General features: G+C 53.9%; 12 protein-coding genes. All 12 read left to right on the plus strand.

What is annotated here, in order from left to right; all coding sequences use genetic code 11:
* Positions 1–71 precede the first annotated feature (71 nt).
* The 12 genes from ribF (at position 72) to DOQ08_RS15585 (ending at position 13681) form a co-directional block, all read left to right on the plus strand.
* Positions 72–1040 carry a bifunctional riboflavin kinase/FAD synthetase gene (gene ribF, locus DOQ08_RS15530; RefSeq protein ID WP_114335899.1) on the plus strand — a complete coding sequence of 323 codons (969 nt, stop codon included), beginning with the start codon at positions 72–74 and terminating at the stop codon, positions 1038–1040.
* Positions 1041–1074: 34 nt separating this feature from the next.
* Positions 1075–3894 (plus strand): isoleucine--tRNA ligase, encoded by a 2820-nt coding sequence (gene ileS / locus DOQ08_RS15535; protein WP_114335900.1) that lies wholly within the window; start codon positions 1075–1077, stop codon positions 3892–3894.
* A complete protein-coding gene (gene lspA, locus DOQ08_RS15540) occupies positions 3894–4418 on the plus strand; it encodes a signal peptidase II (RefSeq protein ID WP_114335901.1) in 525 nt (174 codons plus the stop codon). Before ileS ends, lspA begins: the two co-directional genes overlap by 1 nt.
* A 4-nt stretch (positions 4419–4422) precedes the next feature.
* Positions 4423–4875: an FKBP-type peptidyl-prolyl cis-trans isomerase gene (fkpB, locus tag DOQ08_RS15545; protein WP_114335902.1), complete on the plus strand. Its 453-nt coding sequence runs from the start codon at positions 4423–4425 to the stop codon at positions 4873–4875.
* A gap of 11 nt (positions 4876–4886) precedes the next feature.
* Positions 4887–5840 (plus strand): 4-hydroxy-3-methylbut-2-enyl diphosphate reductase, encoded by a 954-nt coding sequence (ispH, locus tag DOQ08_RS15550; protein ID WP_114335903.1) that lies wholly within the window; start codon positions 4887–4889, stop codon positions 5838–5840.
* Between the two features lie 180 nt (positions 5841–6020).
* On the plus strand, positions 6021–6581 hold the full coding sequence (locus DOQ08_RS15555; protein WP_114335928.1) for a pilus assembly FimT family protein: 561 nt from the start codon (positions 6021–6023) through the stop codon (positions 6579–6581).
* Between the two features lie 8 nt (positions 6582–6589).
* Complete coding sequence (gene pilV, locus DOQ08_RS15560; RefSeq protein WP_114335929.1) at positions 6590–7123, plus strand: type IV pilus modification protein PilV; 534 nt, start codon at positions 6590–6592, stop codon at positions 7121–7123.
* Entirely contained in the window at positions 7123–8142 is a 1020-nt protein-coding gene (locus DOQ08_RS15565) for a PilW family protein (RefSeq protein WP_227537718.1), read from the plus strand. The genes pilV and DOQ08_RS15565 overlap by 1 nt, the downstream gene beginning before the upstream one ends.
* Before the next feature lie 17 nt (positions 8143–8159).
* Positions 8160–8774: a pilus assembly PilX family protein gene (locus DOQ08_RS15570; protein WP_114335905.1), complete on the plus strand. Its 615-nt coding sequence runs from the start codon at positions 8160–8162 to the stop codon at positions 8772–8774.
* Between the two features lie 12 nt (positions 8775–8786).
* A complete protein-coding gene (locus tag DOQ08_RS15575; RefSeq protein ID WP_165823680.1) occupies positions 8787–12434 on the plus strand; it encodes a pilus assembly protein in 3648 nt (1215 codons plus the stop codon).
* A gap of 19 nt (positions 12435–12453) precedes the next feature.
* Positions 12454–12981, plus strand: a complete 528-nt coding sequence (locus tag DOQ08_RS15580) for a type IV pilin protein (RefSeq protein WP_114335907.1) — start codon at positions 12454–12456, stop codon at positions 12979–12981.
* A gap of 91 nt (positions 12982–13072) precedes the next feature.
* Positions 13073–13681, plus strand: a complete 609-nt coding sequence (locus DOQ08_RS15585; protein ID WP_114335908.1) for a GspH/FimT family pseudopilin — start codon at positions 13073–13075, stop codon at positions 13679–13681.
* Positions 13682–13702 lie beyond the last annotated feature (21 nt).

Raw genomic sequence — 13702 nt, forward strand, 5'->3', positions numbered from 1 at the left:
GCGTTTTCTCACCAGTGCATGTCCCACAGGGCTGCACCCAAAGCCAGTTGGCAAGTAAAGGTTCGCAGTAGATGCGTCTGATTCGAGGCCTCACCAATCTTAAGCGCTTGTCCGCGGAAGCGGACTCGCCGCTCGCCGGTGGCTGTGTCGCAACCATCGGGAACTTTGATGGTGTGCACTTGGGTCACAAAACGATCATCGAACAGGTCCGGCAAAAAGCGGTAGAGCTGGGTGTACCCTCGGTGGTGATGTTTTTTGAACCTCAACCGCGAGAGTTTTTTCAGGGCAGCGAAGCGCCTCCCCGGTTGATGCCATTCCGCCAGAAGTTCGAAGCCTTGTTGGCTGAAGGCATCGATATCGTGCTGTGCATCCGTTTCGATGACACCTTCCGCAGTTTTTCGGCCATGGATTTCATCGAGAACGTGCTGATCCACGGCTTGGCGGTGCGTCATTTGGTGGTGGGTGATGATTTCCGCTTCGGTTGCGATCGAGCGGGAGACTTCCGTTTGCTGGAACAAGTAGGGCAGGAACACGACTTCACCGTCGAGAATACCCGAACGGTAACGGTTGACGGCGAGCGGGTTAGCAGCACTCGGGTTCGCAAAGTTCTGAATGTGAATGGCCTAGAGGAAGCGGAACGCCTTTTGGGGCACCCTTACCGGATTCACGGCCGCGTGGTGTATGGCCGACAGCTGGGTCGCCAGCTGGGTGCGCCCACAGCGAACATCTTGCTGAACCGGATGCCGGCCTTGCGTGGTGTATATGTGGTACGTGCCCGCCTTGAAACGGGTGAATGGCAAGACGGTATTGCAAACATTGGCCTTCGGCCAACCGTGGACGGGAAACGGCCGGCGCTGGAAGTGCACCTGTTCGACTTTGCTGGCACACTCTACGGCCAGCATTTGAGTGTTGTGTTCCGCCATGGCCTGCGGGACGAAGTGAAATTCGATTCTGTTGACGAGTTACGGCAACAGATCGCCCGGGATTTCGAGCATGCCCGGGCCTGGCTGGCGGCCAACCCCGCCCAGCCCATCAACTGATTTAACTGACCAACCAGAGAGTGCGCACACAAACATGAGCGACTACAAGCATACCCTGAATCTGCCGGAAACCGCCTTTCCGATGCGCGGTAACCTGGCCAAGCGTGAGCCGGATATGCTCAAACGCTGGCAGGATCTCGACGTTTACGGCAACCTGCGCAAGCAGCGCGAAGGCCGGGAAAAGTTCATCCTGCACGATGGCCCTCCTTATGCGAACGGCAGCATTCATATCGGGCATGCGGTCAACAAAATTCTGAAGGACATGATCGTTAAATCCCGTAGCTTCATGGGATACGACGCGCCCTACGTGCCGGGCTGGGATTGTCACGGTCTGCCTATTGAGCACAAGGTTGAGCAGGAAATCGGCAAAGCCGGCGTGAAAGTGGATTACAAAACCTTCCGCCAGGCCTGTCGCGACTACGCGGCGAAGCAGATCGACGGCCAGAAAGCCGACTTCATCCGTTTGGGTGTGATGGGTGAGTGGGACAAACCCTACCTGACCATGGACCCGAAAGTAGAAGCGGGTATTGTTCGCGCGCTCGGCAAGATCGTGGCCAAAGGTCATCTGGTTCGTGGCTTCAAACCGGTTTACTGGAGTGTGGTTGGTCAGTCCGCACTGGCAGAAGCCGAGGTTGAGTATCAGGACAAAACTTCTACCCAGATTGACGTGCGTTTTACCGCCGTGGATCAGGCTGGCGTGCTCAAGTTGTTCGGTACCGATGAAGGTGAAGGTGACGTTTCAGTGGTTATCTGGACCACCACGCCGTGGACCATTCCTGCCAACCAAGCTGTTTCTCTAGGCGCTGATCTGGAATACGCCTTGGTGCAGGTAGACACCGGCAACGGCCCGGAGCGGATGATTCTGGCTACCGATATGGTTGCAGGCATCATGGCTCGCTGGGGCGTAGAAGATTTCCGCGTGTTGGCCAACGTCACCGGCTCCGCACTCGAAAACCAACTGCTGCAGCACCCGATCTACGACAAGCAAGTGCCTGTACTTCTGGGCGATCACGTATCGCTGGATGCCGGTACCGGTGCGGTTCACACTGCTCCAGACCACGGTATGGAAGACTTTGAAGTGGGCAAAGCCTACGGCATTGACACCATCAATCTGGTCAAAGCAGACGGCACCTATACCGATGCAGCAGGCGAATTCGCTGGTATTCACGTGTACAAAGCCGACGAGCCGGTCAGTGCCGCGCTGGAACGCGAAGGCAAGCTGGTGCGTGCTGAGAAATTCCGCCACAGCTACCCGCACTGCTGGCGCACCAAAACCCCGCTGATCTACCGTGCAACGCCGCAATGGTTTATCAGCATGGACAAGCTCAACCTACGTGACGATGCGCTGGAAGCCATCAAAGGCATCCGCTGGGTGCCGAGCTGGGGCCAGAACCGTATTGAGGCTATGTTCCAGCAGAGCCCGGATTGGTGTATCTCTCGTCAGCGCACCTGGGGTGTGCCGATCACCTTGTTTATCCACAAGGAGACTCAGGACCTGCACCCGAACACCCAGGAGCTGATCGAAAAAGTGGCGCAAGCGGTTGAGACCGATGGTATCGACGCTTGGTACGACATCGATCAAAACGAATTGCTGGGTGACGATGCAGACCAGTACGACAAGGTGCTCGACACTTTGGACGTTTGGTTCGATTCCGGTGTCACCCACGAATCCGTGCTGCGTGCACGGGAAGAACTAGGGCAGTTCCCTGCGGACCTTTACCTGGAAGGCTCTGACCAGCACCGCGGTTGGTTCCAGTCGTCACTGAAGACTTCCATCGCCATGAATGGTGTAGCGCCCTACAAGCAGGTGCTGACCCACGGCTTCACCGTGGATGCCAAAGGCTACAAGATGTCCAAATCCATGGGCAACGTGATTGCGCCTCAGGAAGTGATGAATGAGCTGGGTGCCGACATCCTGCGCTTGTGGGTGTCTGCCACCGATTACAGCGGCGAGATGTCCGTTTCCAAAGATATCCTGCGCCAGACTGCAGACGGTTACCGTCGTATCCGGAACACCGCCCGTTTCCTGCTCAGCAACCTGAACGGTTTTGAGCCGGAGCAGCACATGGTGGCGCCGGAAGATATGATCGCTCTGGACCGTTGGATGGTCGATCGTGCTCTGCAGCTGCAGAACGAGCTGCAAGAAGACTATGAAAACTACGCCTTCCTGCGCATTTACCAGAAAGTGTACAACTTCTGTGAAGCGACGCTGGGTGGTTTCTATCTGGATATCATCAAAGATCGCCAGTACACCACTCAGGCTGATAGCTTGGCTCGACGTTCCTGCCAGACCGCGCTGTATCATGTGGCAGAAGCGCTGGTGCGCTGGATTGCGCCGATCCTCAGCTTTACCGCTGACGAGATCTGGCAGCATCTGCCCGGAAAGCGTGGCGAAACCGTGTTCTACGAAACCTGGTACGAAGGCCTGACCGCACTGCCTGAAGACGCAGAACTGGGCCGCGATTACTGGCGTGAAATCTACAGCGTGAAAGAGGCGGTCAACAAATGCCTCGAAGACGTTCGTGCCCGTGGTGACATCAAAGGCTCCTTGAGTGCCGAAGTCACCTTGTACTGCGAAGGCAGTTTGGCCGAGCGCCTGAACTTCCTCGGTGAAGAGCTGCGTTTCGTACTGATTACCTCCGAAGCTACGGTTAAGCCGGTCAGCGAAGCGGACGGTGCAGAGCAGACCAGCCTTGAAGGCTTGTTGGTGAAGGTGACTCCGGCTGCTCACGCCAAGTGTGAGCGCTGCTGGCACCACCGTGAGGATGTTGGTCAGAACGAAAATCACGCGGATCTGTGCGGCCGTTGTGTCAGCAATGTGGAAGGCCCGGGCGAAACCCGTGCCTACGCCTGATGGACGCTGCAATGGTTGATGAGCGAGAAGGCAGCAAGCTGAAGTGGTTATGGCTGGCCGTTCTGGTGATCGCGGTGGACCTGGGTACCAAGTACATGGCCACCGCCATGTTGACCTACGGCAATCCGGTTCCGGTGATCCCCAGCTTTAACCTGACCTTGCTGCACAATACCGGCGCGGCCTTCAGTTTTCTGGCCGAGGCCGCCGGTTGGCAGCGTTGGTTTTTCGTCACCTTGGCCTTGGTTGTCAGTGTGGTTCTGACCGGTTGGCTGAAAAAACTTAAAGCTAACGAAACCTGGACCGCCATCGCCATCGTGCTGATCTTGGGCGGTGCGCTCGGTAACGTGTACGACCGTGTAGTTCATGGTTACGTGGTCGATTTTCTGCACTTTTACTGGCAGGACTGGCATTTCCCTGCCTTCAATCTGGCCGACACTGCTATCACCATCGGCGCTGCCATGATGGTACTTGATGCATTCCGCAAACCCGCTGAAGACAGCGGGGATGCCGACAGGAGTAATTGATCCGATGAACGATCTGCCAATCGACAAAGGTACCCGGGTAACCCTGCATTTCGCTCTCAAGTTTGAGGATGGCGAAACCGTGGATGCCACCTTCGGCAAAGAACCGGCTACGCTGGAAATAGGCGATGAAAATCTGCCAGAGAATTTCGAAGCCTATCTGATGGGCCTGAAAGCCGGGGACCACAAAACCTTCGAGGTGCCACCGGAAAAAGCCTTCGGCCAGCACAACCCGAGCAACCTCCAGACCTTCAAGCGCCACGAATTCAGCGCCGATATGGTCTTGGAAAAGGGTGTGGTGATTTCGTTCGCCGATGCCCGGCAGCAAGAACTGCCCGGCGTGATCAGCCGAGTGGAAGGCGATGAAGTGGAAGTCGACTTCAACCACCCGCTGGCAGGGCGTACACTGAGCTTTGAAGTACAGATCATCGATGTGGAGCCCGCTGGGCAAACACACTGAAGGGCGAAGATATGCAAATCCGATTAGCAAACCCCCGTGGCTTCTGCGCCGGTGTAGACCGTGCGATAGAAATCGTAAACCGCGCGCTCGACGTATTCGGTGCGCCCATCTACGTGCGCCACGAAGTCGTCCACAACAAGTTTGTGGTGGATAACCTGCGCAATCGGGGCGCCGTATTTGTTGACGAACTGCACGAAGTGCCTGACGACACCTTAGTGATCTTCAGCGCTCACGGCGTATCTCAGGCTGTTCAAAACGAAGCCGCTCGCCGTGGCTTGAAGGTTTTCGACGCCACTTGCCCGCTAGTCACCAAAGTGCACATGGAAGTCATGCGCAACAGCCGCGACGGCCGTGAATGCATCCTCATCGGCCACCATGGCCACCCGGAAGTCGAAGGCACCATGGGCCAGTACGACCATAGCAACGGCGGCAACATCTACTTGGTTGAAGACGAAAGCGACGTTGAAAAGCTGGAAGTGAAAGATCCCGAGCGCCTCGCCTACGTGACTCAAACTACGCTCTCCATGGACGACACCGCCCGAGTGATCGACGCACTGCGCGCCAAATTTCCGAAGATCGAAGGCCCGCGCAAAGACGACATTTGCTACGCCACCCAAAACCGCCAGGATGCGGTAAAGCAATTGGCCGGCGACTGCGACCTGATGCTGGTAGTGGGCTCCCCGAACAGCTCCAACTCCAACCGCCTGCGCGAGCTGGCGGAGCGTATGGGGACCCCGGCTTTTCTGATTGATGAAGCTTCTCAAATCGACAAGCAGTGGCTGGAAGGTAAAAAAGCAGTGGGTGTGACTGCCGGTGCCTCTGCTCCTGAAGTGCTTGTGGCCGATGTGATTAACCGCTTGAAGGAATTAGGTGGGGAAGAGCCGCAGGAAGTTGCAGGGCGGGAGGAGAATATTGTGTTTTCTATGCCTAAGGAGTTGCGGATTGATGCGGTGAATGTGGGGTAGCGCCATTAGTGGCTAACAAGATCCTCGATCTGTCCAGACAACAAAAAAGCGTGATTTCGATCACGCTTTTTTGTTGTCTGGCTACCGCTCACGCCCGGTTTTTCACCGTTTGTCGTTTAGTGGTAGGTGTTCTTTACAGAGTTTCGTAAGCTGAAATTGAGATAATAAGAGGTTTGCTTTATGCGTGTCCGGAGCGACAGCGGTTTTACGTTGGTTGAGTTGATGATTACTTTGGCGGTGGCGGTGATATTGGTAACCGTTGCTATTCCGAGTTTTCGGGATACGCTTGCCCGAAACGAGTTAATTACGACGACCAATGCGTGGGTTGCAGCAATCAACGCAGCGCGTGCTGAAGCCGTGAAGCGCAACCAATCCGTGGCGTTGTGCGGTGAAGATAATGCGCCAAGCAGCGGGATCGGCTCAAATTGTACCGCCGCTCTCGCCGGGGAGGTCCGCTACTTACCTCGAGGAGGCGGGGCTGCCGAGACGCTGCACCCCGCACTGGCCGCTTCGATTGAGCAGCCTTTGCAAATTCTTTCGTCCACAATCGTTCGCTTCCGGGGAGATGGTTTGGGTTATCTTGGCGAGAATGTTTTAACCCCCTACAACACGGCTTCCGGGGATCCCTCCGTAGTGGTGTTGTGTAATTCCGCACTATCGGCCGATAACGTTCGTAGTGTTGCGCTAATCGCCGGTAGCACCGTGCAGGTCGCAACCTCAACGCGAGTAGATTGCAAATGAGCTGGTTTATGAAAGATGTCCGTCAAAACGGCGTACTGCTTGTGCCTAGTAAACGAGTAAAAACCCATCGATCAGGTTTTCGGAACGGTCAGGCAGGGGTTGGTCTGATCGAAGTGTTGATTGCCGTTCTGGTGCTGTCGATTGGATTTTTGGGCATGGCGGCACTTCAGTCGAAAGCCCTCAGTAACAACAACAGTGCGATGGTGCGCAGTATAGGAACGATTGCGAGTTATTCGATCGTTGATGCCATGAGGATTGATTTAGCGGGCGTTCGGGCGGGTAATTATGATGAGTTAAGCGTGACAGTCCCATCGGATTGGACGGGGCCTGGTGATTGCTCTGTAGCAACGAAGGGTGGTGCACTGACCAAAGCGAATCAGAATCAATGGTGTGATGATCTCGGTAGTTTGATGGGGCCGGGGACCAAAGGCGAGATTGAGAATGCGGGAGGTGATAATTTCATCATAACCATCACTTTTAACGACGAGCGGGCAACTGGCGGTGTCGCCGGCCAAACCATGATCACGCGAGCGAAACTATGATGACGAGCAAATCCTACAGTCAGATTTCGGTTCACTCACGAGCAGTTGCCGGCTTTACTCTGGTCGAGTTAATGATCGCTCTTGTGCTCGGTTTGCTCGTTGTTGCAGGTGTTGGCAGCGTATTTTTGGCTAACCAGAACGCCTATCGCAGTAACGTGGCATTGGGTGAAGTGCAGGAGGGCGCTCGTACTTCATTTGAGTTTTTGGCAAGGGAGATTAGGGCTGCAGGCGCTAACCCTTGTGGTACTGCTAACGTTGATAGTGTGCTCAATGCAACTGGCGATCCGATGCTTGATAACAATACACCTATCCAAGGGTGGGACGATGCAACAACGGTTGCTGGGCTTCCCTCAAGCGGCGCAGGGCAACCTGTTGCAGCTGGAGCGATTCGTTTGGCGAGCGCAAGGAACACGGGGTTGGCAATCGACTCGATGGACGGGCCGCAGGCGAGCGTTAAACTCCAAAATAAAACAACGGCGATCGACAAGGGCGATGTTCTGATGCTCTGTGATGTCGACAAGGCCACTATGTTTCAGGTAACAAATTTCAATTCAAAGGAAACGTTGGTACACAACAAGGGAAATTCCGAAAAACCTGGGAATCAAACAAAGTGCTTGAACCACCCGGTACCCCAAGTGCCTGCAGGCGGTTCCTGCAACACGTTTAGCCCAACGTCGTACCTTGCACTGCCGACCAACTACATTTGGTACATCGGGGCCAATGATGCAGGAGGGCGGTCGTTGTTTCGTTTCGGTCGTGGTCAAAGCACAACGTCTGCTGCGGCGGAAATGGTGCGGGGAGTTTGGGGTATGACGGTGAGATACCATGAACAAGGTGGAAATGCTTTTGTTACGGCCGCCAACGTGGGTAACTGGGAAAACGTTGATGCCGTTCGGTTTGCGCTTACGGTGCAGAGCGGTGGCACCCAGCCGGGCGCGGCAGCGGGTACCGACAATCAGCCACTTCAGCGGGTATTTACCTCGACAGTGGCACTTCGTAACCGGCTGAATGTTAATTAAAATTTGAGCGGTCAAATATGAAATCCGAACGAAGGAAACAAACCGTGAAGATGAGCAGCCTGCACCAACAGCAAGGCATGGCCCTTATGGTGTCTCTGGTGCTGCTGGTTGTTGTCACTCTTGTCGGTCTTGCCGGAATGCGCGGCACAATACTGCAGGAGCGAATGGCAGGTGGGGCCTATGATCGCGAAACGGGGTTTCAGGCGGCAGAAGCCGCATTGATCATGGGAGCACGAGCATTTACCGGTAATCGACAGGTATGGGAAGCTCGAATAGCAGCAAATTCGGCGGAGCTGGATTGCAGCGATAAAAGCTGTGTTTCTAATCCCAGCGGACAGATTACGAATAGCTTATGGCAATCAGTTCCGACTGGAACGGCGCAGACTGAATTTACTGCCATCGATTCGGCCAACCCTCCGCAGTTTGTTGTGCAACTACTTGGGGACTGTTCATCCACTGGGGCAGGAACGGGGTATACCGGGACGACTGACCAGAACGAAGGGGGCCCAGGGGGCACCCAGCTCACCAATCAAGGTACTTGTTACCGCATCACCGCGCGGGCTTTAGATCCCTCTGCGGCGATAAACGCTGAACGCGCGCAGGTCGTCCTTCAAGCGACCTACCGGATGTAGGAGATGTCCGTTATGAGCATGATAAAAACCAAGCAGGAAAGTTATCACAGACCTGGCAATAAGCGGCCTGCCTTTGGCCTTGACGAGCATCGCTTAGCGTGGCGCAAATGGCATCCAGCAATGCTGATCATGCTGATCATGCTGCCGCTGCTAAGCGCCCAGGCGGCTGTTGATAGTGTTGATGTTGACCAAAGTCCTCTAGTTGTGAGTGAACCGCTGCCGCCTAATATTGTGCTTTTGCACGATGACTCTGGATCGATGAGGCGGTCTTATCTTCCGGATGACGCACCAAGGTCGGGTGATAATTTCCGGAAGCCAAGTCGTAATCGCCAGTATTACAACCCTGAGACCCTGTACACTGTTCCACCAAAGGCTGATGGCTCATGGTATGGAAGTTCAGTATTTCCAAGTGGCTACAGCGACCCCTTTGCTTCGACTGCTACAATTAACATCCTTAACGATTCAAGTTATTCCGATGCTAGCCAGAGTTATGTTGACAACTCTTATCGCAGAAAAAAGGCGTGTCGTCGCGCTGGAGGTGACTGGGACGATGGAGAGTGTGAATTTGAGAGCCCTCGTTCATTCGTTTTTTATGATGGAAGTGATAAGCACCGAGTGGTAGAAGATGATGAAAGTTGTCGCGCTTGGACCAATTGCCATCACGCCAGCGACCCATTGATTTTGGACGGACAACAGACAACTTATGGGCAGAACGTTGCCAACTATTACAGCTACTACCGTACCCGAGCACTATCTGCAAAAAGCGGCATTATGACGGCCTTTTTTAGTTTGGATCCGGCTTATCGTTTTGGTTTCGGGTCGCTCAACAACTCCAGTTCCAATAATCTGGGAACAGGTCAGTACTCCAAGCACATGAAGATTAAGCAGGTTGAACCGTTCGGTGATGGAAGTGCCGGAACTCAAAAGCAGCGTTTTTGGGATTGGCTTGAAGGAGTGGGGGCCAACGGCGGAACGCCACTGCGTCGAGCCTTGGAAACAGCGGGGGAGTATTATAAGACTCAACAACCTTGGCTCGATACGGATCCGAATGGCCGCGCGGTGGAGTATTCCTGTCGCGCCTCTTATTCTATCTTGGTGTCTGATGGTTACTGGAGCGGGTCTGAGCCTTCTGCATCGCTCAAGGGGGCGGACAATACGAAGTCGAGCAATTACGAGCCTGTTGCGCCCTTCGTAGGAGGAGCTGCTGACGGCGATGAAGCAACGTTAGCAGATGTGGCGAATTACTATTGGAAAACGGATTTGCGTGATGGAAGCTCTGATGGTCAGAGGAATCAGGTTCCGCCAACACCGACCGATCCTGCCACTTGGCAGCATATGACTACCTTCACTGTGGGCCTTGGCCTTAGTGTGAGTGGATTAGGGGCGACCCCCTCGGAGCTCTTTGACTGGGCGCGAAACGGTGCTTCTAGTGCTGTTAGTGGCTGGAAAGGCTGGCCAACTCCGGGACGCAATTCGGGTCAAGGTAAAATTGAGAATGTTAGCGATATGCTACATGCAGCTATTAATGGCCATGGTGGGTTTTTCTCTGCTAGGGACCCTAAACAGTTCGCGGATGGGCTTAAACAGGCATTGGCGGACATCGCTGCAGCTCCCGGTGCGGGCGGAGCACCGTCATTTAGTGGTGGCGAGACTTTGACGTCGAGTACGAGACAGTACAGTGCGAGTTATATGACCGGAGCTTGGTCCGGAGAGCTTAAGTCGGTTGGTTATGATAAGACAGCTGATACGTTTAGCGTAGCGCCTTGGAGCGCATCCGCACAGCTTCCGGTGGCGGCAGATCGTAATATCTGGACCATAGACAGCAGCGGAAATGCCCTTGAGTTTAAAGCTAGCGTATTGGGTAATTACTTAGAGGTCCTGGGGGATAACCTGTATCCCTCGGACCCAAAGGGTGCTAGTTGGGGGGAGCACATTGTCAAATATCTGCGAGGCGATCAAAGCTATGAAGACTCCGTAGTGTCGCCACTTACAAATGTTTTGCGTAAACGCGGGACTCTTTTGGGGGATATCGTTAACTCCACTCCAGTTGTAATCGGTGATCCTAAAGCTGACCTGTACAAGCATGTAATTGATGAAACGTACTTTGACGGTTTGAGCGGCGGCAATGACTATGAAAAGTTCGCAACTGATAACGCAGGGCGCACGCCCATTGCTTATGTTGCTGCGAATGACGGGATGCTACATGCATTCAACGCGGATACAGGGAAAGAAGTCTTTGCTTATATTCCTGGAGCGGTATTAGGCGGCACAGGCGATGCCTCATTAGCGCGTCTTGCCAATCCTGAGTACGGAGTTTTTAACCCGGTTAATGGCACGCAGCCGGTGCCTCATCAGTTTTACAACGATGGTAAATTGACAACCCAAAATGTTTACCTTGACGGAAGCTGGAAGACCATTCTTGTGGGCACAACGGGGCGAGGTACGTCTCGTACTGTCTATGCTTTGGATATCACTAACCCCGCAGACCTTGCCGACCCCCAAAAGGCAAAAAATGCGATTCTTTGGGAAAGGTCCGCAGGGGATGGCAAATCTAACGATGAGTGGATTGGTATGGCTTTGGGACGCCCTACCATTTCTTTAATTGAGCAAAGTACGCAAGGTAAAAAAGGTACTGGAAAATGGGTTGCTCACTTGGGTAACGGGCCTAATAGTGAAAATGGGCGAGCTGCTCTGCTGCAATTTGATCTTAAAACAGGCGATCTTTCAGTTTACCCGGCCGGGACGATAACGCCCAATGGGCTGTCTGCACCTTATGTTATCCAAAAGGATGACACTGATGGAGTTAGTGAGTATGCCTTTGCCGGTGATCTGCAGGGCAATGTTTGGCGTTTCGAGCTGAGTCCAAACGGGGGGGCTGTTAGTCAGCCGATCTATGTGGCCAAGGATAGTGACGGTAATCGTCAGCCGATTACCGCGGATATGTACGCTACTCAAAATCCTGATACTGGGGCTATCTGGGTATTTTTCGGGACAGGTCGATTCTTGACGAAATCTGATATACGTAACAGCAGTCCTAAGGTGCAAACCTGGTATGGTTTACGAGCACTGACTGGGCCGTCAGGCTTAGCCGAGGCAAAGCAAACCCATTCTCGTAGTAACCTCCAAGAACGCAAAATTATTGCTGAAAAAAACACGACAGGGGGAGTGTATCGCGTTACAAGCGATGGTGAATTCTCTGATCTGACCAGTGATGGCGATGTGGGCTGGTATATGGATCTTGTTTCGCCTGTAAACGGCAAGGAAGGTGAGCGGGTTGTTTATCAAACGCAGTTGATCGCTGGAAGGTTAATTGTAAACACCCTTATTCCAAAATCTAGTAGTCCATGTGATACGTCACCGGGGGGGGCCACGTTAATAGTAGATCCGTTCTCGGGCGCGAACCCCGGAAAACCTGTCTTGGATGCTGATGGTGACGGGAGCATTGACTCGAAAGACTCTGTAACTTTGGGTGGTAAGCTTTATTACTATAACGGTGAGCGCTACAAGGTTGGGATGTCGGGAGTTTTTACGGCATTGAAAGCGAGTAATGGAAACGTCCGACTGTTCGGTTCTGCGCTCGATTCAAGTGATGTGAGCAAGGAAACGACTATGGGTGCCAGCGGCTCACAGCGGTTAAATTGGCACGAAATTATCAATTAACGCAGGAGCGGAGAGTTACATGCAGTTGAATAAATTGAAGAAAAACTCCAATCCTGCTCGCTCGCGGCTGGGCATCCCTATAGCCACAGAATGGAAGCTGCGGCTTCGCGGCGCCGAGTCGGGGTTTACCCTGATCGAATTGATGATCGTGGTAGCAATAATTGGCATCATCGCAGCGGTCGCCTATCCCTCGTATACGCAACACGTGGTCAAAACCAAGCGGGCAGCCGCTGCAGCCTGTTTGGTGGAACAAACGAGCTATATGGAACGGTTCTACACCACGAACATGCGGTACGACGAAGATTTAGCGGGAAATGATAACCCGCTTGGCGCAGCTAAAAACCCGCTTGTGCTGGATTGCATGACGCAGGGTCAAACTGGATCTGATTACACATATGCAATCAATCCACTCACAAGAACCGCCTATACCATTACTGCAACCCCACAGGGGGCGCAAGCCAGTAACGATAGCGCTAAATGCGGAAAGTTGACGCTTGATCAGAAGGGTACGCGCGGTGCTGGCGGCAGTGTTGATAAGTGTTGGTGATTCGTTTTCGGGACCGTTAGCTAGTTAACCATTCGCGCAGGCTCCCAAAGGAATTGGGCCAAGTCTGTTCAGAAACATCAAGGAGTTCGTTATGCTCAAGGATGAGCGCAAGGCCCGGACTCGGGCCGATCGTTTCTATTTGACTGATGTTCGATCAACAGGTTTCTCGTTGATCGAACTGATGGCAACCATGGCGGTTGTCACTATTCTTCTAGCAACCGCTATTCCTGCATTTTCCAATCTAATGGCCAGAAACGAGCTGGCGGTGGCGACAAACGCTGCGCGAGGTGCGCTGATGGTTGCCAGAGAGGCCTCGGTCATGCGAGGGCAACCAGTCTCTCTATGCGCTGGTGAGCCAGCAACGGGATGCAGCGGCGACTGGTCCAGCGGGCAATGGATTGTGTTCCGAGACGCTAACCATAGCGGTGATATCGACTCTGGCGAAACCGTCTTGGAGCACGGGCGTGTTCCTGGCGCCGGTCGCAATGTGTCGATGAGCGGCAATGGGCCGCTTCGGTCTGCGCTGGTTTATACGCCACTAGGCCACGCTGAGCGCATCAGCGGTGCCTTTGGTGCGGGCCGCTTGAGGGTGTGTGTGGCACGTGGTATCGCACCAAACGCGCGTGAACTTGTTATTTCAATCAGTGGCCGGGTGCGAATGCAGCGTGTAGATTTCAAGGGTGTTTGCCCGCCACTGTAATGCTAGTGCTGGCGTGGAGTG

The organism is Marinobacter litoralis (assembly GCF_003336705.1).
In the GTDB taxonomy this organism is placed as follows: Bacteria; Pseudomonadota; Gammaproteobacteria; order Pseudomonadales; family Oleiphilaceae; genus Marinobacter; species Marinobacter litoralis.